The 22,989-nt window shown below is 59.8% G+C and carries 21 protein-coding genes; 14 read left to right on the top strand and 7 right to left on the bottom strand.

Features of this window, described 5'->3' with window-relative positions; genetic code table 11:
- Positions 1 to 5: 5 nt before the first annotated feature.
- Together ACEN2T_RS19355 and ACEN2T_RS19350 are read right to left on the bottom strand one after the other, a co-directional pair.
- A complete protein-coding gene (locus ACEN2T_RS19355) occupies positions 6 to 536 on the bottom strand; it encodes a DUF5943 domain-containing protein (RefSeq protein WP_005792152.1) in 531 nt (176 codons plus the stop codon).
- A gap of 77 nt (positions 537 to 613) precedes the next feature.
- On the bottom strand, positions 614 to 1,591 hold the full coding sequence (locus tag ACEN2T_RS19350) for a dipeptidase (RefSeq protein ID WP_032884008.1): 978 nt from the start codon (positions 1,589 to 1,591) through the stop codon (positions 614 to 616).
- A gap of 219 nt (positions 1,592 to 1,810) precedes the next feature.
- On the opposite strand from ACEN2T_RS19350, the gene ACEN2T_RS19345 reads away from it, so the two are divergent.
- Genes ACEN2T_RS19345 through ACEN2T_RS19335 form a run of 3 tightly spaced genes read left to right on the top strand, consistent with a single transcriptional unit; the run spans position 1,811 to position 3,192 of the window.
- The gene (locus ACEN2T_RS19345) at positions 1,811 to 2,212 is read left to right on the top strand and encodes a lysozyme inhibitor LprI family protein (RefSeq protein ID WP_032884009.1); all 402 of its coding nucleotides are present in this window, start codon (positions 1,811 to 1,813) and stop codon (positions 2,210 to 2,212) included.
- 40 nt (positions 2,213 to 2,252) lie between these two features.
- Positions 2,253 to 2,735 carry a hypothetical protein gene (locus ACEN2T_RS19340; RefSeq protein WP_122754262.1) on the top strand — a complete coding sequence of 161 codons (483 nt, stop codon included), beginning with the start codon at positions 2,253 to 2,255 and terminating at the stop codon, positions 2,733 to 2,735.
- A 40-nt stretch (positions 2,736 to 2,775) separates the two neighbouring features.
- Entirely contained in the window at positions 2,776 to 3,192 is a 417-nt protein-coding gene (locus ACEN2T_RS19335) for a DUF3010 family protein (RefSeq protein WP_032884011.1), read from the top strand.
- A gap of 124 nt (positions 3,193 to 3,316) precedes the next feature.
- Here the strand turns inward: ACEN2T_RS19335 and ACEN2T_RS19330 are convergent, their stop codons facing one another.
- The gene (locus ACEN2T_RS19330) at positions 3,317 to 4,495 is read right to left on the bottom strand and encodes an AAA family ATPase (protein WP_442117321.1); all 1,179 of its coding nucleotides are present in this window, start codon (positions 4,493 to 4,495) and stop codon (positions 3,317 to 3,319) included.
- Positions 4,496 to 4,563: 68 nt separating this feature from the next.
- Positions 4,564 to 5,508, bottom strand: a complete 945-nt coding sequence (locus tag ACEN2T_RS19325; RefSeq protein WP_032884013.1) for a GlxA family transcriptional regulator — start codon at positions 5,506 to 5,508, stop codon at positions 4,564 to 4,566.
- Positions 5,509 to 5,701: 193 nt separating this feature from the next.
- Here ACEN2T_RS19325 and ACEN2T_RS19320 point away from each other — a divergent pair, with 193 nt between their 5' ends.
- The 5 genes from ACEN2T_RS19320 (at position 5,702) to ACEN2T_RS19300 (ending at position 9,830) form a co-directional block, all read left to right on the top strand.
- On the top strand, positions 5,702 to 6,646 hold the full coding sequence (locus ACEN2T_RS19320; protein ID WP_032884015.1) for a choline ABC transporter substrate-binding protein: 945 nt from the start codon (positions 5,702 to 5,704) through the stop codon (positions 6,644 to 6,646).
- A gap of 73 nt (positions 6,647 to 6,719) precedes the next feature.
- Positions 6,720 to 7,607, top strand: coding sequence for a 3-keto-5-aminohexanoate cleavage protein (locus ACEN2T_RS19315; protein ID WP_442117320.1), 888 nt, complete (start codon positions 6,720 to 6,722; stop codon positions 7,605 to 7,607).
- Between the two features lie 125 nt (positions 7,608 to 7,732).
- Positions 7,733 to 8,698 (top strand): L-carnitine dehydrogenase, encoded by a 966-nt coding sequence (locus tag ACEN2T_RS19310; protein ID WP_442117319.1) that lies wholly within the window; start codon positions 7,733 to 7,735, stop codon positions 8,696 to 8,698.
- A 139-nt stretch (positions 8,699 to 8,837) separates the two neighbouring features.
- Positions 8,838 to 9,314, top strand: a complete 477-nt coding sequence (locus ACEN2T_RS19305; protein ID WP_032884018.1) for a thioesterase family protein — start codon at positions 8,838 to 8,840, stop codon at positions 9,312 to 9,314.
- Positions 9,315 to 9,566: 252 nt separating this feature from the next.
- Positions 9,567 to 9,830 (top strand): hypothetical protein, encoded by a 264-nt coding sequence (locus ACEN2T_RS19300; RefSeq protein ID WP_032884020.1) that lies wholly within the window; start codon positions 9,567 to 9,569, stop codon positions 9,828 to 9,830.
- Between the two features lie 103 nt (positions 9,831 to 9,933).
- On the opposite strand, the gene ACEN2T_RS19295 is transcribed toward ACEN2T_RS19300, so the two are convergent.
- Together ACEN2T_RS19295 and ACEN2T_RS19290 are read right to left on the bottom strand one after the other, a co-directional pair.
- Positions 9,934 to 11,037: a GlxA family transcriptional regulator gene (locus ACEN2T_RS19295; RefSeq protein WP_032884022.1), complete on the bottom strand. Its 1,104-nt coding sequence runs from the start codon at positions 11,035 to 11,037 to the stop codon at positions 9,934 to 9,936.
- 591 nt (positions 11,038 to 11,628) lie between these two features.
- Entirely contained in the window at positions 11,629 to 13,005 is a 1,377-nt protein-coding gene (locus ACEN2T_RS19290) for an L-serine ammonia-lyase (RefSeq protein ID WP_032884024.1), read from the bottom strand.
- A 416-nt stretch (positions 13,006 to 13,421) separates the two neighbouring features.
- On the opposite strand from ACEN2T_RS19290, the gene ACEN2T_RS19285 reads away from it, so the two are divergent.
- From ACEN2T_RS19285 to choV, 3 genes are all read left to right on the top strand, one after another.
- Positions 13,422 to 14,369, top strand: coding sequence for a choline ABC transporter substrate-binding protein (locus tag ACEN2T_RS19285; protein WP_032884025.1), 948 nt, complete (start codon positions 13,422 to 13,424; stop codon positions 14,367 to 14,369).
- A 69-nt stretch (positions 14,370 to 14,438) separates the two neighbouring features.
- Positions 14,439 to 15,284, top strand: coding sequence for a choline ABC transporter permease subunit (gene choW / locus ACEN2T_RS19280; RefSeq protein ID WP_003194913.1), 846 nt, complete (start codon positions 14,439 to 14,441; stop codon positions 15,282 to 15,284).
- Complete coding sequence (gene choV, locus ACEN2T_RS19275; protein WP_032884027.1) at positions 15,281 to 16,459, top strand: choline ABC transporter ATP-binding protein; 1,179 nt, start codon at positions 15,281 to 15,283, stop codon at positions 16,457 to 16,459. The genes choW and choV overlap by 4 nt, the downstream gene beginning before the upstream one ends.
- Before the next feature lie 177 nt (positions 16,460 to 16,636).
- On the opposite strand, the gene ACEN2T_RS19270 is transcribed toward choV, so the two are convergent.
- Positions 16,637 to 18,571 (bottom strand): BCCT family transporter, encoded by a 1,935-nt coding sequence (locus ACEN2T_RS19270; RefSeq protein ID WP_233897097.1) that lies wholly within the window; start codon positions 18,569 to 18,571, stop codon positions 16,637 to 16,639.
- 389 nt (positions 18,572 to 18,960) lie between these two features.
- Between ACEN2T_RS19270 and betI the strand changes: the two genes are divergently transcribed.
- From betI to betA, 3 genes are all read left to right on the top strand, one after another.
- Complete coding sequence (gene betI / locus ACEN2T_RS19265; RefSeq protein WP_032884029.1) at positions 18,961 to 19,554, top strand: transcriptional regulator BetI; 594 nt, start codon at positions 18,961 to 18,963, stop codon at positions 19,552 to 19,554.
- Positions 19,555 to 19,664: 110 nt separating this feature from the next.
- Positions 19,665 to 21,137: a betaine-aldehyde dehydrogenase gene (betB, locus tag ACEN2T_RS19260; protein ID WP_032884031.1), complete on the top strand. Its 1,473-nt coding sequence runs from the start codon at positions 19,665 to 19,667 to the stop codon at positions 21,135 to 21,137.
- 142 nt (positions 21,138 to 21,279) lie between these two features.
- The gene (gene betA / locus ACEN2T_RS19255) at positions 21,280 to 22,983 is read left to right on the top strand and encodes a choline dehydrogenase (RefSeq protein ID WP_032884032.1); all 1,704 of its coding nucleotides are present in this window, start codon (positions 21,280 to 21,282) and stop codon (positions 22,981 to 22,983) included.
- Positions 22,984 to 22,989 lie beyond the last annotated feature (6 nt).

Below are 22,989 nucleotides of genomic sequence, written 5' to 3'. Positions count from 1 at the left end.
TCGGCTTACAACGGCTTGACGGTGAACAAGCCGTCATCGTGGCCCTCTTCGGAGCCTCCGTAGACTTGTTCGGCCACAGTGCGGATCTTGCTGCCACGGGCCTCAAGAATCTGGTCCATCGCGCCGGCAAACCAGCCGGTGAACATGTAGTCCACTTTGCGCCCGACCTTGCCGTACACGTAGACAAATGCCGAATGTTCGAGCTTGACGCTGGCGGTGCCTTTATCCAGGTCGATGTCCTGGATTTTGAACAGGCCCCAGCCGCGTTGCGACAGGCGCTTCATGTAGTGTTCAAACACCGCGACGCCTTCCAGGCCGTGGCATTCAGCTTCTTTCTCACACCAGTGCCAAGCGGATTTGTAGCCGGCCTTGTAGAGGATTTCGGCGTAGGCGTCAGCGCCCAGGACTTCTTCGATGCCCATGTGGTTGTTGACGAAGAAATGGCGCGGCACGTACAGCATCGGCAGGGCGTCGGAGGTCCAGACACCGGTTTCGCTGTCGACTTCGATAGGCAATTGAGGGGCGATCTTGGCCATGGAAACTTAACTCCAGAAAATTCGTTTGGATGCCCTCGGCGCCGGATGGCCGAGGGTAAAGAAGTGTCAGCGGTGGCTTATTCGCCCCAGACGTCCTTGAGCACGTTGACCCAGTTCTCGCCCATGATCTTGCGCACCACGCGCTCGCTGTGGCCGCGCTTGAGCAGGGTTTCGGTGAGGTTGGGGAACTCGCCCACGGTGCGGATGCCCAGCGGGTTGATGATCTTGCCGAAGCTGGTCAGGCGGCGGGCGTAGCCTTTGTCATGGGTCAGCATTTCGAAGAAATCCTGGCCATGGCCCTGGGTGAAGTCAGTACCGATGCCAATGGCGTCTTCGCCGACGATGTTCATGGTGTATTCGATGGCTTCGGCATAGTCGTCGATGGTCGAATCGATGCCCTTGGCGAGGAACGGCGCGAACATGGTCACGCCGACAAAGCCGCCGTGGTCGGCGATGAACTTCAGCTCTGCATCGGACTTGTTGCGCGGGTGCTCTTTAAGGCCGGAAGGCAAGCAGTGGGAGTAGCACACCGGCTTTTTCGATTCGAGGATGACTTCTTCGGAGGTTTTGGAGCCGACGTGGGACAGGTCGCACATGATGCCGACGCGGTTCATCTCGCCGACGATCTCGCGCCCGAAGCCCGATAGGCCGCCGTCACGCTCGTAGCAACCGGTGCCGACCAGGTTCTGGGTGTTGTAGCACATCTGCACCACACCAACGCCGAGCTGCTTGAAGATCTCGACGTAGCCGAGTTGGTCTTCAAACGCGTGGGCATTCTGGAAGCCGAAAATGATGCCGGTCTTGCCCAGTTCCTTGGCGCGACGGATGTCGGCGGTGGTTTTCACCGGGATCACCAGGTCACTGTTCTCGCGGATCAGGGTCTGGCTCGCGACGATGTTATTGATGGTGGCCTGAAACCCTTCCCACACCGACACGGTGCAGTTGGCGGCGGTGAGGCCACCTTTGCGCATGTCCTCGAACAGGTCGCGGTTCCACTTGGCAATAATCAGCCCGTCGATAACGATGCTGTCGGCGTGCAATTCGGCTGGGCTCATCAGGCGTCCCCTTATTGGCGATTCATGCGCCGAATCGTCTGCCGGCGCTTTGGGGCCAGCATATGCCCAGGGGCAACCTGAGCCGGGTGCAAAAACGACAGGGGAATTGCCGAAAGCGTCAATCCGCGACAAAGGCCTACATGACAGCTCTGACTGGCGACTGTTCTTTGTCTTACGCTTGAGCCAGAATTCCCGCATCACCTGATATGAGACGGCGCAATGAAATCGATTTTCCTGGCTTTGGCACTCATCGCAACCGGCGTCCACGCGGCTGAAGACACCGACAGCACGCCGTGCGATGGCATCGAAAACGACAAGCAAACCCTGGAATGCGCCACTTACAACAAAACCACCGCCGAACAATTGTTGAAAGACAACTATCAGGGCCTGCTGGAACGCATGGGTTCTACCTATGGCAGCGACAAGACCAAGCTCGCCGACATTACCGCTCGTCTGAAGGACGCCCAGCAGAAGTGGGAAAAACTACGTGACGCCGATTGCGCGGTGGACACCTTCCCGGCAGTGACCGGCACCAAAGCCTATGCGATTGCGCAAAATGACTGCCTGGCGCGGATGAGTGATGAGCGGTCGGAGTTTTTGGAGTCGATTGGGCAGGAATGAGTAGGTCTGAATCGTTAAAAACAATTGAAAAGGACGTCACATGTACTACCCACGCGAAGCGCAACGAGACTTCCTGTTCACGCGCGCCACGTTGCTGTTTTTCGCCATGCTGGCATTGGCGCTGATGCTGTTTTTGTCCAAAGACCGGGGCGCACCCTATGCGCTGATCAAAGCGGCGCCCGTAGAGACCATCGGGCAAATCATTCAACTTGAAAGCATCGGCCCACGGGACTCAAGCACCAATGTGTACTATGCGTTCGATCATGAAGGCCAGCGCGTAGAAGGCATGGTGAACAACAGCAGCTACGTCGAAGACCGTGGCTACAAGGTTGGCGGTCCGGTCGAGGTGGTGTATTCAAAATGGTTCCCGACGGTGCATAGCATCAAGGCGAACCTGAAATCGAGCTCACCTAACTTCTACATTATGAGCGTCAGCGCCGGCTTGATGATTGTGTGCCTTATCCTGATGTTCTGGACGATCCACCAGATTTATCAGCATAAAGAGGAAGACAGGCATTACTGATACCGGCTACCCAGTCCTCCTCTTCTCAATAGGCTATTGAATGACAATTTGCGGCATCGAAATCAAAGGCAGCGAAGCCATCATCGCTGTCGCCTCCCTGGACAACCAGGCGCTGAGCCACGTCGCCCTGGCTACCAAGAAAATCGCCCTTGAAGACGATGATGAAGCGGCCAACGTCAAAGCCTTTGCCGCCCAGGTGAAGGCCTTCGTGCAGGCCAACGCCGTCACTCGCATCGCGATCAAGAAACGCAGCAAAAAAGGCGAATTCGCCGGTGGCCCGACCACGTTCAAGATTGAAGGGGTGTTTCAACTGCTGGAGGGGGTTGAGGTGACGTTGCTGTCGCCGCAGACCATCAATGCGCAGAACAAGAAGCACACCTTTGAACTGCCGGCGACGTTGAACAAGTATCAGCATGAGGCCTTCAAGACCGCGTGCTCCGCCCTGCTGAAGAAATAAGCCACGCCGAAATCCACTGTGGGAGGGGGCTTGCTCCCGATGGTGGTGGATCAGCTTGCTCATGCATTGGCTGACCTACCGCTATCGGGAGCAAGCCCCCTCCCACACTGGGTCTGTGGTGTTTTCAGTGGGGTGTATGGCGCATGTGCCGCAGCCAGTCGCAGAACGTTTTGTCCTCCAGGGCATACCCACCCCGGCTCGACTTCCACACCAACTCCTTATCGCGTAACGCATCGATACAGGCCTGAATGGTCTGGGTGCCCGGCACCACGTCGCTGCCCATGTCCTCCAATGCCTTGCTGACCGCTATGAGTGTGCTGTCGGTAAACGGCGCAAAAGGTTCGTTGTTCTGTGAGCGCTCCACCATCACCTCCAACACCGCACGCTGCGGGATCGTCAGGGCGTTCCAAGCGCTTTCGAATTCGGTCCATACACCCGCGCGCAGCAGTTCGGCGCGGCTGTGCAGCAGTTCGCCCAGATTGCTGGCCTCGCCCAACTCCAACGCCACTTCGCCGATGATCGTGCGCAGCATTTCGGGACGACGACCGACCAACTCGAAGGCTTCGTCGATATCCGCAGCACTGAATTGATTGTCTTGGGCCAAGTGCGAATTGAGGTGCACGGTGTAGGCCTGGGTGAACTCTTTGCCCAGCAACGGAAACGGCGTAATGCTGGAGCCGAAAAACGGTTGGCTTTTGCCCAGCACCAAATGGGCCAGTTTGTCGCGATTGGAGCCCGTGAACACGAGATGCAATCCGCTGCCCTCCTCGTCACGGCCCTGGTTGAGTTGGTCCCGGGCAGCTTTGAGCGCGAACATCGCGTTGATACCCGAATCGCTGGTCAATGCGTGCTGCGCTTCGTCTATCACCAGCACGACGGTTTTTTGCGCAACGCTGTGGAGCAACTCCAAGGCTTGGGTCAACGTGGCGCCGACCGGCAATTGCGGCTTGCTGAAATCCCAGGACAGGGTACGCAGAAAGCTGAGCTTCTCGATCCCGATATTCTTGGCCAGCTTACGAATGCCCTTTTCATAGGGAACCAGCGCAGCGGCTATGGCGCTGGCGATTAACTCGGCGGGGTCCTTTTCTTTGTCGGCCCACAAATCCACGTACACGGTCAGCCAGCCCCGAAGCTGACACTCCGGGATCAGGTCTTCGCGCAAAAAAGTACTCTTACCGGTGCGGCGCGGCGCTGCGAGAAACAGGCCGGAAGTGAAATCCTGAATACCGGCCCCCACAAGACCATCGGCAATGCTGCGCGCCAGAGCCGGACGGCGGAACACGAAACCGCTGTTCTTGGACATGGTTTTATACTCAATTATGGAAAGGACTATAAATTATAGCCATGAGTATAATTGACTATAATTGCCCGTCAAACCACCTCCCGTCGCCGATCCTCCCTCGGGCACTTCGCAAACCTCGCGCGATAGCTGCGCGTGAAATACGACGGCGACTCAAACCCACAGGCAATGCTGACTTCCAGCACGCTTAAATCGCTCTGGCGCAGCAGTTGCCGGGCCTTTTCAAGACGCAGGCCGAGGTAGAAGTTGCTGGGCGTGTCATTCAGATGCAGGCGAAACAGCCGCTCCAACTGGCGCCGAGTCACCTTGATCGCTTCGGCCAGGGCCAGGGTGCTCAAGGGCGGTTCGGTGTGTTGCTCCATTTCACCGATCACTTGCACCAATTTTTTGTTGTTGATGCCGTAGCGCGTAGCGATCTGCATGCGCTGGTGGTCTTTGCGTGGGCGGATGCGGCCGAGTACGAATTGTTCGGAGACTTGAATCGCCAGTTCCGGGCCGTGGGCCTGGGCGATCAGGTCGAGCATCAGGTCGATGGACGCGGTGCCGCCGGCGCAGGTGATGCGGCGGCGGTCGATCTCGAACAGCTCCTGGGTGACGGTCAGGTGCGGATAGGACTCCTTGAACGCGTCGATGGCTTCCCAGTGCAGGGTCAGGCGATGGCCGTCAAGCAGGCCGGCTTCGGCGAGGACGCAGGCGCCGGTATCAATGGCGCCAAGGGTCACTCCGTCGTGGTCGAGGCGACGCAGCCAGTGTTCCAGGGCGGGGGTGGCGAACTGCAGCGGTTCAAAGCCGGCCACCACCAGCAAGGTCGCCCCTTTTTTCAGCGGTTCCAGCCCGGCGTCCGCGTTGACCGACATGCCATTGCTCGCCAACACCGCGCCGCCATCGGCACTCAGCACATGCCAGCGGTACAGCTCGCCACGAAAGCGGTTGGCCACCCGTAGCGGTTCCAGCGCGGAGATAAAACCAATGGCCGAAAACCCCGGCATCAGCAGAAAGTAGAAATCCTGGGACATGGTGGCGCTCTCGTCGGACGGGCAGCGTGGCACTGTGATACTCCCGTTCAGGGGCGGATTCAAGGGGGCAGGTCGCTGCAGTGCAAGAGGTGGTCGCCGCCGTGCGTTTTGCTGGCCCCTGGCTTGCGTAACTTGGCTGCACGGCGCACAAAGACGCCGGACCCCACAATAACGACCTGCCGAGGGATCCACCATGAATCGACTGATCAGCCGCTGCGTGCTTGCACTCAGTGCCAGCGCTATTTTGAGCACCAATGTGATGGCAGCGGATGCCGCTTCATGCCAGAACGTGCGCATGGGCGTGGTGAACTGGACCGACGTCATCGCCACCAGCGCCATGACCCAAGTACTGCTCGACGGCCTCGGCTATAAGACCAAACAAACCAGCGCCTCCCAGCAAATCATCTTCGCCGGCATCCGCGACCAGCGCCTGGACTTGTTCCTGGGGTACTGGAACCCGCTGATGACCCAGACCATCACGCCATTCGTCGACGCCAAACAAGTCAAAGTCCTCGACAAGCCAAGCCTGGAAGACGCCCGCGCCACCCTCGCCGTGCCGACTTACCTGGCGGACAAGGGCCTGAAAACCTTCGCCGATATCGCCAAATTCGAAAAAGAACTGGGTGGCAAGATCTACGGCATCGAGCCGGGCTCAGGGGCTAACACCCAGATCAAGGCGATGATCGCCAAGAATCAGTTCGGCCTGGGCAAATTCCAACTGGTGGAATCCAGCGAAGCCGGCATGCTAGCCGCCGTCGACCGCGCCGTTCGCCGCAAGGAAGCCGTGGTGTTTTTTGGCTGGGCGCCGCACCCGATGAACGTCAACGTGGCGATGACTTACCTCACCGGCAGCGACGACGCCCTGGGCCCGAACGAAGGCATGGCGACCGTCTGGACCGTCACTTCGCCGACCTACGCCGAGCAGTGCCCCAATGTGCACAAACTGCTGACCAACCTGACCTTCACCGCGGCCGACGAGAGCCGAATGATGCAGCCGTTGCTGGATCACAAGGACGCTATCGAGTCGGCCAAGCAGTGGCTCAAGGATCACCCTCAAGACCAGGCTCGCTGGCTGGAAGGCGTGACCACCTTCGATGGCAAACCGGCCGCCGCCAACCTGCAATTGACCGGCAAGTAACACACTTTCAACCACTGCTTCGCAGCCAGACACGGCTGCGAACGGCATCACCACGCCTGTAAGGAACCGTCTCATGAATCACGACGTCATCATCACCTGCGCACTCACCGGTGCTGGCGACACGACCGCCAGAAGCCCACACGTGCCGGTCACCCCCAAACAAATCGCAGCCGCAGCGGTTGAAGCCGCCAAGGCCGGCGCCACCGTGGTGCACTGCCATGTGCGTGACCCCGAAACCGGCAAGTTCAGCCGAGACGTGGCGCTGTATCGCGAAGTGATGGAGCGCATCCGCGAGGCGGACATCGACATCATCGTCAACCTCACCGCTGGCATGGGCGGCGACCTGGAGATCGGCGGCGGCGAGAACCCGATGGAGTTCGGCCCCAATACCGACCTGGTCGGCCCGCTGACGCGCCTGGCCCATGTGGAAGAACTGCTGCCGGAAATCTGCACCCTGGACTGCGGCACCCTGAATTTTGGCGACGGCGACACGATTTACGTCTCCACCCCGGCGCAGCTGCGGGCGGGCGCCAAACGTATTCAAGAGCTGGGCGTTAAGCCTGAGCTGGAAATTTTCGACACCGGCCACCTGTGGTTCGCCAAGCAGATGATCAAGGAAGGCCTGCTCGACAACCCACTGTTCCAACTGTGCCTGGGCATCCCGTGGGGCGCGCCGGCCGACACCACCACCATGAAATCCATGGTCGACAACCTGCCAGCCGACGCGGTGTGGGCGGGCTTCGGCATCGGCCGCATGCAAATGCCGATGGCGGCGCAAGCGGTACTGCTGGGCGGCAATGTGCGGGTAGGCCTGGAAGACAATCTGTGGCTGGACAAGGGCGTGCTGGCGACCAATGGGCAGTTGGTGGAACGGGCCAGTGAGATCCTCAGCCGCTTGGGCGCGCGAGTCATGACCCCCGCAGAGGGCCGGGCAAAGATGGGCCTCACCAAACGCCGCTGATCAACATGTGGGAGGGGGCTTGCCCCCGATGGCGGAGGATCAGCACCAGCTGTATCGACTGACACACCGCTATCGGGGGCAAGCCCCCTCCCACAGGGGATTACCAACCTCTTTAGGAATGTGCCATGAGCTTTATCACCGAAATCAAAACCTTCGCCGCGCTCGGCAGCGGTGTCATCGGCAGTGGCTGGGTATCCCGCGCCCTCGCCCACGGCCTTGATGTAATCGCCTGGGATCCGGCCCCCGGCGCCGAAGCCGCCCTGCGCAAACGCGTTGCCAACGCATGGGGTGCGCTTGAGAAACAAGGCCTCGCACCCGGCGCATCCCAAGACCGCCTGCGCTTTGTCGCCACCATTGAAGAGTGCGTAAAAGACGCTGACTTCATCCAGGAAAGCGCCCCAGAACGCCTGGAGCTGAAGCTGGAATTGCACAGCAAGATCAGCGCGGCAGCCAAGCCCAATGCATTGATCGGCTCCAGCACCTCAGGCCTGTTGCCGAGCGAGTTTTACGAGGGCTCGACCCACCCTGAGCGCTGCGTGGTCGGCCACCCGTTCAACCCGGTTTACCTGCTGCCATTGGTGGAAGTGGTCGGCGGCAAAAACACCGCGCCCGACGCTATTCAAGCCGCGATCAAGGTGTACGAATCCCTCGGCATGCGCCCGTTGCATGTGCGTAAGGAAGTCCCCGGCTTCATTGCCGATCGCCTGCTCGAAGCGCTCTGGCGTGAAGCGTTGCACCTGGTGAATGACGGCGTGGCGACCACCGGCGAAATCGACGATGCCATCCGCTTTGGCGCAGGGTTGCGCTGGTCGTTCATGGGCACCTTCCTGACCTACACCCTGGCGGGCGGCGATGCGGGGATGCGGCATTTCATGGCGCAGTTTGGTCCGGCACTGCAGTTGCCGTGGACGTATCTGCCGGCGCCCGAGCTGACTGACAAACTGATTGATGATGTGGTGGATGGCACTAGCGATCAGTTGGGTATACACAGCATTTCGGCACTGGAACGCTATCGTGATGATTGCCTGTTGGCGGTGCTGGAAGCGGTAAAAACCACCAAAGCCAAGCACGGTATGACTTTCGCCGAATAACCCATGTGGGAGGGGCGGTGCGACGATTCGACTTGCCCCCGATAGCATTGGATCAGTCAAGAAATCTGGCAACTGACACACCGCTATCGGGGGCAAGCTCCTCCCACATTTTGACCGAGTACTGATCCGGGAGTTTTCCATGCCTGCACTGACGACCTACACCACAGCAATCCTCCCCGAGTGGGTCGACTACAACGGCCACCTGCGCGACGCGTTCTACCTGCTGATCTTCAGCTACGCGACCGACGCGCTGATGGACACGTTGGGCCTGGACAGCGAAAACCGCGACGCCAGCGGCCACTCGCTGTTCACCCTGGAACTGCACCTGAACTACCTGCACGAGGTGAAACTCGGCGCCGAGGTTGAGGTGCATACCCAACTGATCGCCCATGACGCCAAGCGCCTGCACCTCTATCACAGCCTGCATCTTGTGGGCGAAGAGCGGGCGCTGGCGGGTAACGAACAGATGCTCTTGCACGTCGATCTGGCCGGCCCGCATTCGGCGCCGTTTACCGAGGCGACGCTGGAAAAAATCATCGCTGTCAGCGCTGCACAGGCTGACCTGCCCAAGCCTGCCCTGCTTGGCCGTGTCATCGGTTTGCCGGTCAGACAATAAGCAAAAAAAAACCCCGATCCAATGTGGAGTGGATCGGGGCAGAGTGCCTTGTGTGAGCCGTACATCCCGAGGGTGACCAAACCGTCAAGCTGTGTGCCTGGGTTCAGTGTGCCGATAAGTGCGGTTGGCAAATGGCCCGAAAACGACACGCTCATAGCCATCTGAGGCATTCGCGCATTCTGCCCTTGCCGACCGCATGGGCGGCTACCAGAATCCCAGTCAGACCTCGCTCCCCTCACCAGGATAAACGTCATGATGCATGCGGATTTGATTGACCAGGATGACCTGCTGGGCCAACTGCGCTCACTGGGTTTCGACGTGTCCAGCGGCGCCACCGCTGAGCAGGCCTGCGAGTGCGCCGTGCGCGGTTTGAGCGAAGCACGGGCTAAAGCGCTCAAGGGCATGGTGGAACAGATGTACAGCGGCAGCGCGACGATCCTGCCGGCGGTGCGTCAGGCGATTGATAAGCAGCTGTTGCCGGCTTTGGTGCAGTTCAAGCAGAACTCTGGTGTCTGATAGAACGCTATTGAGAGCAAGTCGAATCGTCGCACCGTCCCTCCCACACTTGGAATCCATTCCCATGTGAGAGGGGGCTTGCTCCCGATGCAGTCAACTCGGTCTAAAGCCGCACGCTCGCAAAAGTCGACTCATTGCGCGCCTGACTCAACGCCGACATCGGCCCGGCCAACGGTGACAACACCAGCGCCTGCGGAATCGGCATCATCGCCACCTGCTGGGTGGTGTTGGAACCGACGCGCTCATCCCGTGGCGGAATGCCGAAGTATTCGCGGTAGCACTTGGAGAAGTGCGGCGTAGACACAAACCCGCACACCGAGGCCACTTCGATGATCGACATCGGCGTTTGCTTGAGCAACTGCCGTGCACGGATCAGGCGCAGTTTGAGGTAGTAGCGCGACGGCGAGCAGTGCAGGTATTTCTGGAACAGGCGCTCCAGCTGGCGCCGCGACACGGCGACGTACACCGCCAGTTCGTCCAGATCGATCGGCTCTTCCAGGTTGGCTTCCATCAGCGCCACAATTTCCTGCAGCTTCGGCTGGTTGGTGCCCAGCATGTGCTTGAGCGGCACACGCTGGTGATCCTGTTCGTTGCGGATGCGCTCGTACACAAACATCTCGGAGATCGCTGCCGACAGTTCGCGGCCATGATCGCGGCTGATCAGGTGCAGCATCATGTCCAGCGGCGCAGTGCCGCCGGAGCTGGTGAAGCGATTGCGGTCGAGGGTGAACAGGCGTGTGCTCATGGCCACGCGCGGGAAGGCTTCCTGCATCGACGCCAGGCATTCCCAGTGCACGCTGCAATCAAACCCATCAAGCAGGCCGGCACAAGCCAGGGCCCAACTGCCGGTGCAGACGGCGCCAAGACGGCGGGACTGGCGCGCCTGGCTTTGCAGCCACGACACGTGTTCACGGGTAACGGTGCGCTGAATACCCACGCCGCCGCACACGATGACGGTGTCCAGGGCCGGAGCTTTGTGCATGGAGGCATCGGGGGTGATTTGCAGACCGTCGCTGGCCCAGACTTGGTTGCCGTCGACACTCAGGGTTGTCCAGCGATACAACTCGCGACCGGACAATTGGTTGGCCATGCGCAGCGGTTCCACGGCTGACGCCAGGGAAATCAGCGTGAAATTGTCCAACAGCAAAAAGCCGATGGATTGAGGCGCACGGTTCTGGGGTTGGGCCCCTGAGTTGAACGACGTCATCGCGGTATCTCCTCACACTAAGCGGGTGTTGGCCTCAGGCGAGGCTCTTGTTATGGCGGTCGGCCTCAGGAAGGCGACGCTTTAAATAGATAGAGCAAATGCCATGCCTAAAATTGAATGGCTATTCAATAACTCCTGAAAACGACCTGATGACGTGTCTATATAAGCCCGCGCAGGAAGTGCGGGATACGGCCGAAAAGGGACGTAGGAGCAGCACTGCTAAGGGGTGTGAGCAGATCGGTAGCACTTGTGGGAAGGCGCTTTGCGGGCGTGGGAGAAGTCTGTCACCCCATGCACAGGTGACGGGTGGTCGGAGGGAAAATCGTTCGGGAGCTACTTATCTGTTTGCGACGCGCTAAAAGGTGGCGATTTTGGTTGGAGTGTTCACTTGTAGTGAGCGGGCTTGCTCCGCGCTGGGTGGTGAAGCCGCCCCAAAATCAGGCGACCGGGTTTTATCTGAAACTATGTGGTGCCTTTATTGATTGGGGCGGCTTCGCCACCCAGCGCGGGGCAAGCCCGCTCACCACAAAAGCCCGGCTCACCACAAAAGCCCTGTTCATCACTAAGGCCCTGTTCATCACAACAAGCTCATCAGCACTCCACTGCACTGACCGCCAACCCACCCCGCGATGTCTCTTTGTACTTGTCATGCATATCTGCCCCGGTATCGCGCATGGTGCGGATTACCCGGTCCAGGGAAATAAAGTGCTGACCGTCGCCACGCAAGGCCATTTGCGCCGCGTTGATCGCTTTTACCGCCGCAATCGCATTGCGCTCGATGCACGGCACTTGCACCAACCCGCCCACGGGATCGCAGGTCAAGCCGAGGTTGTGTTCCAGGCCAATTTCGGCGGCGTTGCACAGTTGCTCCGGCGTAGCGCCAAGAATCTCGGCCAGTCCGGCCGCGGCCATGGCACACGCAGAACCCACCTCCCCCTGGCAACCGACTTCGGCACCCGAGATTGAGGCGTTCTTCTTGCACAGAATCCCTACCGCCGCCGCGCTGAGCAGGTAGTCGACCACGTTGGCTTCGGTGACTTCGTCGCTGAACTTCATGAAGTAGTGCAGCACCGCCGGAATAATCCCCGCCGCGCCATTGGTAGGCGCGGTGACCATGCGCCCACCCGCGGCGTTTTCTTCGTTGACCGCGAGGGCGAACAGGTTGACCCACTCCATAGCGCTCAACGTCGAGCCAATCACATTGGGCTTGTTCAACTCCTGCAGGCTGCGGTGCAACTTGGCCGCGCGGCGACGCACGTTAAGGCCGCCAGGCAGGATGCCTTCGTGCTTGAGGCCCTGCTCCACGCACGCTTGCATGGCGCGCCAAAGCTTCATCAGGCCGCTGCGGATTTCTTCTTCGGAGCGCCAGACCTTTTCGTTGGCCAGCATCAACTCGGCAACGCGCAGGTTGTGGGTCTTGCACAACTGCAACAACTCCACCGCGCTGGAAAAGTCATAGGGCAACTCGGTGCGGTCCATATCCGCCACGCCGCTTCGGGCCTGGGCTTCATCCACCACGAAACCACCGCCCACTGAGTAGTAGGTGTCGCGGTGCAGCTCGCCATCATCACCAACTACCACCAAGGTCATGGCGTTGGGGTGGAACGGCAGGTTCTCATCGAGCAGACGCATGTCCCGTGCCCATACAAACGGCACCGGCAAACGCCCGTCCAGCAGCAGTGTGTCGGTCTCGCGCAGGGTGTGGATGCGCAGGCCGATCTGCGACGGATCAATTGCATCCGGCCACTCGCCCATCAGGCCCATGATGGTTGCGGTGTCGCTGCCGTGGCCGATGCCGGTGGCCGACAACGAGCCGTACAGCTGAACTTCGACGCGCCGTACTTGTTCCAACAATTCACGTTCACGCAGTGCTTGGACGAACAACGCCGCGGCGCGCATGGGGCCGACGGTGTGAGAACTAGAAGGCCCGATGCCGATCTTGAACAGGTCGAAAACGCTGATAGCCATTAACGTGGAACTCCTCGATAAGCACGGGCCGGACTTGAACAAGCTGCTACGCTCAGATCGCCCAGATGGCGGCATCATCAAGGTTTTATCTGCCGTCACGGCGTCTCACACCGACGCACCCATGCTCACCAGCGTCGCTCGCGTGCGATCGCCTGTTTTGGCCGTTTTCAGCGGCGCAGATGGGCAAAAACTGCGGTTTTGCCTTGGGAAAAACCTGTAAGCGACGTCACCGACACTGGATGCGACCCTCCCTGTACTGGATACGACGCCCCCTGTAGGCGTCAGATTTTCACTGGTACATGATCAGTCTCGACTCGTTTGCAAGGCACCGTGGCAGAGCTGTTGTCGCACGCTCCAACCGCAACACTTATAAAGCGCGGCGAAGGCCGCCAGAAAAAACACAGGAGTCTACCCAGATGAAAGGTTCACCCTCGTTGTTGTTGGCCGCCATGCTGAGTCTTCCCGTCATGGCGCACGCTGCAGAACCGGAACAGTGCAAGACCGTCAACTTCTCCGATGTCGGCTGGACCGACATTACCGTCACTACCGCGACCACCAGCGAAATCCTCAAGGGCCTGGGCTACAAGCCGCGCACCACGATGATTTCGGTACCGGTGACTTACAAGTCCCTGGCCGACGGCAAGAATATGGATATTTTCCTCGGCAACTGGATGCCGACCATGGAAAACGACATCAAGCAGTACCGTGATGCCGGCACCGTGGAAACCGTGCGCGCCAACCTGGAGAACGCCAAATACACCCTGGCGGTCCCCGAGGCGCTGTACAACAAAGGTCTGAAAGACTTCGCCGATATCGCCAAATTCAAGGATGAGTTGGGCGGCAAGATCTACGGCATCGAGCCGGGCAACGACGGCAACCGCACCATCCAGACGCTGATCGATAAAGACGCCTTCGGCCTGAAAACCGCCGGCTTCAAAGTGGTCGAATCCAGCGAAGCCGGAATGCTCTCGCAGGTGGAACGCGCCTCCAAGCGCGACCAGGCCATCGTGTTCCTCGGCTGGGAACCGCACCCGATGAACACCCGCTTCAAGATGAAGTACCTGACCGGGGGTGACGATTCGTTCGGCCCCAACTACGGCCAGGCCACCATCTACACCAACGTCCGCAAGGGCTATACCCAGGAATGCAGCAACGTTGGCCAACTGCTGAAAAACCTGTCGTTCACCTTGAACATGGAAAGCACCCTGATGGGTAACGTCCTTGACGACAAGATGAAGCCCGACGCCGCCGCCAAGGCCTGGCTGAAAAAGAACCCAGAAGTACTCGACACCTGGCTTGCAGGGGTCACCACCGTCGATGGCAAACCAGGTCTGGAGGCCGTCAAAGCGTATCTCGCCAAGTAATACTGCTGACCCCGGGGCGGTACGCTGCCCCGGGATGTATTCCCTCTTCGCATGTGGACATTCACTACCATGCTGACTGAACAGAAAATCCCACTAGGCCAGTACATCGCTGCCTTCGTCGATTGGTTGACCCAACACGGTGCCAACTACTTCGACGCAATCGCATCGACACTGGAAACGATGATCCACGGCGTGACGTTTGCGCTGACCTGGTTCAATCCGCTGGCATTGATCGGTCTGATTGCGCTGCTGGCTCACTTTATTCAACGTAAATGGGGACTGACGGTTTTTGTCATCGCCTCCTTCCTGCTGATCCTCAACCTGGGGTACTGGCAGGAAACCATGGAGACCCTGGCGCAGGTGCTGTTTGCCACCCTGGTCTGCGTGGTCATCGGTGTGCCGCTGGGCATTGTTGCCGCGCACAAACCGATGTTCTACACCATGATGCGGCCGGTGCTCGATCTGATGCAGACCGTACCGACCTTCGTCTACCTCATCCCTACCCTGACCCTCTTCGGGCTGGGTGTGGTGCCTGGGTTGATCTCCACGGTGGTCTTCGCCATTGCCGCGCCGATCCGCCTGACCTACCTGGGTATCCGCGATGTACCGCAAGAGTTGATGGACGCCGGCAAGGCCTTTGGCTGCTCGCGCCGTCAGTTGCTCTCGCGCATTGAACTGCCCCACGCCATGCCGAGCATTGCCGCCGGCATTACCCAATGCATCATGCTGTCGCTGTCGATGGTGGTGATCGCCGCGCTGGTAGGCGCCGATGGCCTCGGCAAGCCAGTGGTCAACGCGCTGAACACCGCCGACATCGCCCTGGGCTTTGAAGCGGGCCTGGCAATCGTGTTGCTGGCCATCATGCTCGACCGCATCTGCAAACAACCCGACGCCAAAGTAGGGGGTGATGCATGAGCATTATCCGATTCGACAATGTCGACGTGATCTTCTCCAAAGACCCACGCGAAGCACTCAAGCTGCTCGACCAGGGCATGCATCGCAACGAGATTCTGAAAAAGACCGGGCAGATTGTCGGCGTTGAAAAAGCCAGCCTGGATATCGAGAAAGGTGAAATCTGTGTGCTGATGGGCCTGTCGGGCTCCGGCAAATCGAGCTTGCTGCGTTGCATCAACGGCCTTAACACCGTGAGCCGTGGCCAGCTGTTTGTGGAGCATGAAGGTCGCCAGATCGACATCGCTTCCTGCACCCCTGCCGAGCTGAAAATGATGCGCACCAAGCGCATCGCCATGGTGTTCCAGAAGTTTGCCCTGATGCCTTGGCTGACAGTGCGTGAAAACATCAGTTTCGGCCTGGAAATGCAGGGCCGTCCGGAGAAAGAACGGCGCAAGCTGGTGGACGAGAAACTTGAGCTGGTGGGCCTGACCCAGTGGCGCAACAAGAAGCCGGACGAACTCTCCGGCGGTATGCAGCAGCGTGTTGGCCTGGCCCGTGCGTTGGCGATGGACGCCGATATTCTGCTGATGGACGAACCCTTCTCCGCCCTCGACCCGCTGATCCGCCAGGGCTTGCAGGACGAGTTGCTGGAACTGCAACGCAAGCTGAGCAAGACCATCGTGTTCGTGAGTCACGACCTCGACGAGGCGCTCAAGTTGGGCAGCCGCATCGCGATCATGAAAGACGGCAAGATCATTCAGTACAGCGTGCCGGAAGAGATCGTACTCAACCCCGCGGACGACTATGTGCGTACCTTCGTCGCCCACACCAACCCGCTGAACGTGCTGTGCGGCCGCAGCCTGATGCGCACGCTGGACAACTGCACGCGAGTGAACGGCTCGGTGTGCCTCGATCCGGGCGGCGACTCGTGGCTGGACCTGGCCGAGGGCAACACTATCCAGGGCGCCCGTCAGAATGGCGTGGTGATGAACCTGCAGAACTGGGCACCGGGGCAAGCAGTAGAAGGCCTGGGCCGGGTACCGACGCTGGTGGATTCGAATATCGGCATGCGTGATGCGCTGCAGATTCGTTACCAGACAGGGAACAAGCTGGTGTTGCATGACAACAACCAGGTGGTGGGGATCCTGGGCGACAGTGAGCTCTACCACGCCCTGCTGGGCAAAAACCTGGGCTAGCAAACACCGCAAACGCCATTGGAGAAACTGGGTCAAACATGTGGGAGGGGGCTTGCCCCCGATAGCGGTGGATCAGTAACAGATGAACTGACTGACACACTGCAATCGGGGGCAAGCCCCCTCCCACATTTTTTGCCCCAGTGGTGTCAGTGACAACACCACCGGGCTTTCAAAGCATCAGCTATAGACACGGCCAAGGAGCTGCCGATGGCTTTCAAACTGATCGAGCACGTCCCGGGTGATCTGTTCCTGGGCGAAGCCCATCAGGTCGTATTCCTGAGGCCCGTTGTGCAGGTACACCTCGGCACGGTAATAGCGGGTGCGTTCTTCTTCAGGCAGGTCGCTCGGCGCCGACGAGTAAGCATCCAGGCTCACTTCATAAACGAACGGGTTGCCCTCTTCCATCTCGATCCGCACACCGATGCAACGCTTGGACTTGCCCAACAGCGTCTGCACTTCCAACCCTTGCTCACGCAACGCGACCGCCGCCTCTTCAAGCGCTGGCGTGACGTGCTTGTCCATGAAGCGCTGCACAGTGCCCTGGCTCGGTTGCAGGTCGAGTGCCGTCAAACGCTCGCTGAAACCACGACGCCCGCGTTCAGCCAGTTGCGCCTGCTCCTGTTCGATCGCCGCGTCCTGGCGCATAGCCTTGTGCAGACCGAACATGAAGAAAATCAGCACCACCGAGAACGGCAGCCCCGCCAACACCACCATGGTTTGCATGGCTTCGAAGTTGCCGGCAAACAGCAGGCCGATGGTCACCAGAGTGATCACCACCGACCAGAAGATCCGCAGCCAGTGCGGCGCATCTTCATCCACGTTGCCGCCTTTGCAGGAAAGGTTGGCCATCATCACCGCGCCGGAATCCGCCGGGGTCAGGAACAGCACAAAGCCTACGAAGATCGACACACCAATGACGATTTTCGACGCTGGGTAGTGCTCCAGCAGTTGGTAGATAGCCATGGACGGTTGTTCCAGCGCCGTCTTGCCCAACTCCACCGCCCCTTGGTTCAGCACCAGGTCCAGCGCCGAGTTACCAAAGATCGACAGCCACGCCAGGGTAAAGCCCAGCGGGATCAGCAGCACGCCGGCCACCAGTTCACGCACCGTGCGACCACGGGAAATACGCGCGATGAACATACCTACAAATGGCGCCCAGGAAATCCACCAGGCCCAGTAGAACAGAGTCCACAGGCCCATCCAGCGCTCGGTTTTTTCACCGTCGCCTTCATACACATACAGGTCAAACGTCTTCAGCACGATGCCGTTGAGGTAATCACCGGTGTTCTGCACCAAGCCATTGAGCAAGTGCAGGGTCGGGCCGAACAGCAGCACGAAGATCAGCAAACCGCTGAACAGCACGATGTTGAGATTGGACAGGCGACGAATGCCATTCTCCACACCCGACACGGCAGCGATGGTGGCGACGGTGCTCATCACGATGATCACGATGAGCAGGTTGGTGTTGCTGTGTTCCATGCCGAACAGGTTTTCCAACCCGGACGACACCTGCAACGAACCGATCCCCAGGTTGGTTACCAGGCCCAGCAGGGTCACGAACATGCCGAAACCGTCCACCGCGTGGCCCGCCGCGCCTTTGACCCAACGCTCGCCCATCAGCGGGTACAACGCCGAACGCAACGCCAGCGGCTGGTTATGGCGGTACGCAAAGTACGCCACGGCCAGGCCGACCAAGGCGTAGATCGCCCAGCCATGCAAGCCCCAATGCAGGAAGGTCAGTTGCAACGCCTGGCGAGCGGCGCCATTGCTGGCGGCCGCGCCTTCAGGCGGGTTGAAGTAGTGATCCAACGGCTCCGAGGCGCCGAAGTACAGCAGCGAGATGCCGATGCCCGACGAGAACAACATGCCGGCCCAGGCGCCGTAGCTGAAGTCCGGGGTGTCGTCCTTGCTGCCCAGTTTCAACTTGCCGTAGGACGAAAACGCCAGGCCGACTACGAATACGAGATAGGCGGCGATGACCACCATGTAGTACCAGCCGAAGCTTTTGGAAAGCCACGCCTGGGCTACGCCGAGCATGCGCCCGGCCTCCTGCGGGGCGATGATCAGAATGGCAGTCAACAACAGAATCAGCGCGGTGGAGGTGTAGAACACCCAACCGTTGACCCGCACCTTTTCCGGCGGGGTCTTTATAAGAGAGGCAGAACTCATGGCGCAGATGCTCCGGGCAGTGCGAGAGAGAAACACAAGGCAACGGTTATCCCAGGCCATCGATTTTTCGGCAGTCGACGGACGGGTGTTATAAAGACACCCCGAAAATTCCTGCGCCCCGTCGATGCGGTGCCAGGCGCTTATGCGGCCTGTTTCAAGGGTTTCCCAGGTGTCAGATGTCGCCGCCCTCACGTAGGAAATACCTGTAGGCAGCGACCATTTGTCGCAGAGCTTATTCTTTGTTGATTGAACGTTCAATCAAAACAAAATAGACTGGCCTTCAAGTCGACGAACGTTCATCGCCCGTCGGCAGGCCTAAGGAGAGGTGCTACATGCCCAAGGTCGGTATGCAACCCATACGCCGCCAACAGTTGATCGAAGCCACGTTGACGGCCATCGATCAGGTCGGAATGGGAGATGCCAGCATTGCGCTGATCGCTCGTTTGGCCGGCGTTTCGAACGGCATCATCAGTCACTACTTCAAGGACAAGAACGGCCTTATTGCAGCGACGATGCGCTACCTGATGAACGCGCTGATTGAGAACGTCCACGAACGCAGGCTTGCGCTCACGGACGACAGCCCACGGGCACACCTTCAGGTGATCATCGAGGGCAACTTCGATGCCAGCCAGGTCAACGGCCCGGCAATGAAAACCTGGCTGGCCTTCTGGGCCACCAGCATGCACCACCCGTCATTGCACAGGTTGCAGCGGATCAACGATCAACGTCTGTATTCCAACCTGTGCTGCCAGTTCCGCCGAACGCTGCCGCTGCCGCATGCACGCAAAGCAGCCCGAGGCCTGGCGGCGTTGATCGACGGTTTGTGGTTGCGCGGCGCCCTGTCGGGAGACGCTTTCGACACGGCGCAAGCGCAACGGATCGCTTACGAATACATGGATTTCCAATTGGCCAAGCAGGTGAGTTAGAGCCCTTATAAACGCTCAACCCCTGAACGTCTGCCGCTCAGTGTTGCCACACCCTTATGGCCCACTTAGCGGCGGGTAACGCCAACCACTTATGCACTTGCGAGGACTTTATGGCCCGTTTCGACCTGCAAAAACTCTACATTGACGGCGGCTACAGCGACGCTGGCAGCGATGCCACCTTCGAAGCCATCAACCCGGCTAACGGTGAAGTTCTCGCCCAAGTGCAACGCGCAACGAAAGAAGACGTTGAACGTGCCGTGGTCAGCGCCGAAAAAGGCCAGAAAATCTGGGCCGCCATGACCGCCATGGAGCGTTCGCGCATCCTGCGTCGTGCCGTCGATATCCTGCGCGAGCGCAACGACGAGCTGGCCGCCCTGGAAACTCTGGACACCGGCAAATCCTTCTCCGAAACCAAGTACGTCGACATCGTCACCGGCGCTGACGTATTGGAATACTACGCAGGCCTGGTGCCAGCCATCGAAGGCGAGCAGATCCCACTGCGCGACACCTCGTTTGTCTACACCCGCCGCGAGCCGCTGGGTGTGGTCGCCGGTATCGGCGCGTGGAACTACCCGATCCAGATCGCCCTGTGGAAATCCGCACCGGCCCTGGCTGCCGGTAACGCGATGATCTTCAAGCCAAGCGAAGTCACTTCGCTGACCACCTTGAAACTGGCTGAGATCTACACCGAGGCTGGCGTTCCAGCCGGCGTGTTCAACGTACTGACCGGCAGCGGCCGTGAAGTCGGCACCTGGCTGACCGAGCACCCACGCATCGAGAAAGTCTCGTTCACCGGCGGCACCGACACCGGCAAGAAAGTCATGGCCAGCGCGTCGAGCTCTTCGCTCAAAGAAGTGACCATGGAACTGGGCGGCAAGTCGCCGCTGATCGTGTTCGAAGACGCAGACCTGGATCGTGCGGCCGACATCGCGATGATGGCCAACTTCTACAGCTCCGGTCAGGTCTGCACCAACGGCACTCGCGTGTTCGTGCCTAAGCACCTGCAAGCGGCGTTCGAAGCCAAGATCGTTGAGCGTGTTGCGCGCATCCGCGTTGGCGACCCGCAAGACGACAACACTAACTTCGGTCCGCTGGTCAGCTTCGCCCACATGGAAAGCGTGCTGGGCTACATCGCCAAAGGCAAAGAGCAAGGCGCACGCCTGCTGTGCGGCGGCGACCGCCTGACCGACGGCGACTTCGCCAAAGGCGCATTCGTGGCACCGACTGTCTTCACCGACTGCACCGACGACATGGTGATCGTGCGTGAAGAAATCTTCGGCCCGGTGATGAGCATCCTCACCTACGAAACCGAAGAAGAAGTGATCCGCCGCGCCAACGACACCGACTTCGGTCTGGCTGCCGGCCTGGTCACCAAAGACCTGAACCGCGCTCACCGCGTGATTCATCAACTGGAAGCGGGTATCTGCTGGATCAACGCTTGGGGCGAGTCCGACGCAAAAATGCCGGTCGGCGGCTACAAGCAATCGGGTGTTGGCCGTGAGAACGGCATCAGCTCGCTGAATAACTTCACCCGCATCAAATCGGTACAGGTTGAGCTGGGCGACTACGCCTCGGTGTTCTGAGACCCGAGCCTTGCGTTGCCTTTGAGGCCGCCATCGGGGGCGAGCCCCCTCCCACCTTTGACGGTGTGAACCCGATCACATGTGGGAGGGGGCTTGCCCCCGATGAGGTCCGACCTGACCACACATCAAAGAGGGTGCATTTATGTCCCAAGAATACGACTACATCATTGTGGGTGCCGGCTCCGCCGGTAATACCCTGGCGACCCGTCTGACCGAAGACGAAGGCGTCACCGTCCTGCTGCTGGAAGCCGGTGGCCCCGACTACCGCCTCGACTTCCGTACCCAAATGCCCGCCGCCCTGGCGTTCCCGCTGCAAGGCCGCCGCTACAACTGGGCCTACGAGACCGATCCAGAGCCACACATGGACGGCCGTCGGATGGAATGCGGTCGCGGCAAGGGCCTGGGTGGCTCTTCGCTGATCAACGGCATGTGCTACATCCGCGGCAACGCCATGGACTACGACAACTGGTCGAAGCTGCCAGGTCTGGAAGACTGGAGCTACCTCGATTGCCTGCCGTATTTCCGCAAGGCTGAAACCCGCGACATCGGCCCGAACGACTGGCATGGCGGCGATGGCCCGGTCAGCGTGACCACGCCTAAAGCCGGCAATAACCCGCTGTTCCACGCCATGGTTGAAGCGGGCGTGCAGGCCGGTTACCCGCGTACCGAAGACTTGAACGGCTACCAGCAGGAAGGCTTCGGTCCGATGGACCGTACCGTCACGCCTAACGGCCGTCGCGCCAGTACCGCGCGCGGTTACCTGGACACGGCCAAGAAGCGTTCGACCCTGACCATCGTCACCCACGCCCTCACCGACAAAGTCTTGTTCGAAGGCAAGCGTGCCGTTGGCGTGCGTTACCTGATCGGTGCCGCCGAAGAGCGCGTTGAAGCCCGTGCGCGTAAAGAAGTGCTGGTGTGCAGCGGCGCAATCGCTTCGCCGCAACTGCTGCAACGCTCCGGCGTGGGCCCGGCCAAATTGCTGGAAAGCCTCGACATCCCGGTGGTCCATGACCTGCCTGGCGTCGGCGAAAACCTGCAGGACCACCTTGAGCTGTACCTGCAATATGCGTGCACTCAGCCGGTGTCGCTGTACCCGTCGCTGCTCTGGTACAACCAGCCGGCCATCGGTGCCGAATGGCTGTTCAACGGCACCGGCATCGGCGCCAGCAACCAGTTCGAAGCGGGCGGTTTTATCCGTACCCGTGAAGAATTCGAATGGCCGAACATCCAGTACCACTTCCTGCCGGTAGCGATTAACTACAACGGCAGCAACGGTGTGAAAGAGCACGGTTTCCAGGCACACATGGGCTCCATGCGCTCGCCGAGCCGTGGCCGCGTACAACTGAAGTCGAAGAACCCACGGGACTACCCGAGCATCCTCTTCAACTACATGGCCACCGAGCAGGACTGGCAGGAATTCCGCGACGGCATTCGCCTGACCCGTGAAATCATGCAGCAGCCGGCCCTCGATCAATACCGTGGCCGCGAAATCAGCCCGGGCATCGACGTGCAAACCGATGAGCAGTTGGACAAGTTCATCCGCGAGCACGCCGAAACTGCGTTCCACCCGTCCTGCTCGTGCAAGATGGGCACCGACGAGATGGCCGTGGTGGATGGCGAAGGTCGCGTGCATGGCATGCAAGGTCTGCGTGTGGTCGATGCCTCGATCATGCCGATCATCACCACCGGTAACCTGAACGCGCCGACGATCATGATCGCCGAGAAAATCGCCGACAAGATCCGTGGTCGCCAGCCGCTGCCGCGCAGCACGGCGGATTACTACGTGGCAGGCGATGCGCCGGTGCGTGGCAAGCCGTTGCGTGAAGTGGGGCCGACTGCGCAGTAACTGATT

Source organism: Pseudomonas sp. W22_MBD1_FP4, from assembly GCF_052113765.1.
In the GTDB taxonomy this organism is placed as follows: domain Bacteria; phylum Pseudomonadota; class Gammaproteobacteria; order Pseudomonadales; family Pseudomonadaceae; genus Aquipseudomonas; species Aquipseudomonas sivasensis.
Note: the sequence above shows the minus strand (reverse complement) of the source record. Positions and strands in the feature narration are given on the sequence as shown.

What these genes read in the sequence shown, in the direction of transcription:
- ACEN2T_RS19355 (WP_005792152.1), bottom strand. Translation starts at nt 536, where the DNA reads ATGGCCAAGATCGCCCCTCAATTGCCTATCGAAGTCGACAGCGAAACC.
- ACEN2T_RS19350 (WP_032884008.1), bottom strand. Translation starts at nt 1,591, where the DNA reads ATGAGCCCAGCCGAATTGCACGCCGACAGCATCGTTATCGACGGGCTG.
- ACEN2T_RS19345 (WP_032884009.1), top strand. Translation starts at nt 1,811, where the DNA reads ATGAAATCGATTTTCCTGGCTTTGGCACTCATCGCAACCGGCGTCCAC.
- ACEN2T_RS19340 (WP_122754262.1), top strand. Translation starts at nt 2,253, where the DNA reads ATGTACTACCCACGCGAAGCGCAACGAGACTTCCTGTTCACGCGCGCC.
- ACEN2T_RS19335 (WP_032884011.1), top strand. Translation starts at nt 2,776, where the DNA reads ATGACAATTTGCGGCATCGAAATCAAAGGCAGCGAAGCCATCATCGCT.
- ACEN2T_RS19330 (WP_442117321.1), bottom strand. Translation starts at nt 4,495, where the DNA reads ATGTCCAAGAACAGCGGTTTCGTGTTCCGCCGTCCGGCTCTGGCGCGC.
- ACEN2T_RS19325 (WP_032884013.1), bottom strand. Translation starts at nt 5,508, where the DNA reads ATGTCCCAGGATTTCTACTTTCTGCTGATGCCGGGGTTTTCGGCCATT.
- ACEN2T_RS19320 (WP_032884015.1), top strand. Translation starts at nt 5,702, where the DNA reads ATGAATCGACTGATCAGCCGCTGCGTGCTTGCACTCAGTGCCAGCGCT.
- ACEN2T_RS19315 (WP_442117320.1), top strand. Translation starts at nt 6,720, where the DNA reads ATGAATCACGACGTCATCATCACCTGCGCACTCACCGGTGCTGGCGAC.
- ACEN2T_RS19310 (WP_442117319.1), top strand. Translation starts at nt 7,733, where the DNA reads ATGAGCTTTATCACCGAAATCAAAACCTTCGCCGCGCTCGGCAGCGGT.
- ACEN2T_RS19305 (WP_032884018.1), top strand. Translation starts at nt 8,838, where the DNA reads ATGCCTGCACTGACGACCTACACCACAGCAATCCTCCCCGAGTGGGTC.
- ACEN2T_RS19300 (WP_032884020.1), top strand. Translation starts at nt 9,567, where the DNA reads ATGATGCATGCGGATTTGATTGACCAGGATGACCTGCTGGGCCAACTG.
- ACEN2T_RS19295 (WP_032884022.1), bottom strand. Translation starts at nt 11,037, where the DNA reads ATGACGTCGTTCAACTCAGGGGCCCAACCCCAGAACCGTGCGCCTCAA.
- ACEN2T_RS19290 (WP_032884024.1), bottom strand. Translation starts at nt 13,005, where the DNA reads ATGGCTATCAGCGTTTTCGACCTGTTCAAGATCGGCATCGGGCCTTCT.
- ACEN2T_RS19285 (WP_032884025.1), top strand. Translation starts at nt 13,422, where the DNA reads ATGAAAGGTTCACCCTCGTTGTTGTTGGCCGCCATGCTGAGTCTTCCC.
- choW (WP_003194913.1), top strand. Translation starts at nt 14,439, where the DNA reads ATGCTGACTGAACAGAAAATCCCACTAGGCCAGTACATCGCTGCCTTC.
- choV (WP_032884027.1), top strand. Translation starts at nt 15,281, where the DNA reads ATGAGCATTATCCGATTCGACAATGTCGACGTGATCTTCTCCAAAGAC.
- betI (WP_032884029.1), top strand. Translation starts at nt 18,961, where the DNA reads ATGCCCAAGGTCGGTATGCAACCCATACGCCGCCAACAGTTGATCGAA.
- betB (WP_032884031.1), top strand. Translation starts at nt 19,665, where the DNA reads ATGGCCCGTTTCGACCTGCAAAAACTCTACATTGACGGCGGCTACAGC.
- betA (WP_032884032.1), top strand. Translation starts at nt 21,280, where the DNA reads ATGTCCCAAGAATACGACTACATCATTGTGGGTGCCGGCTCCGCCGGT.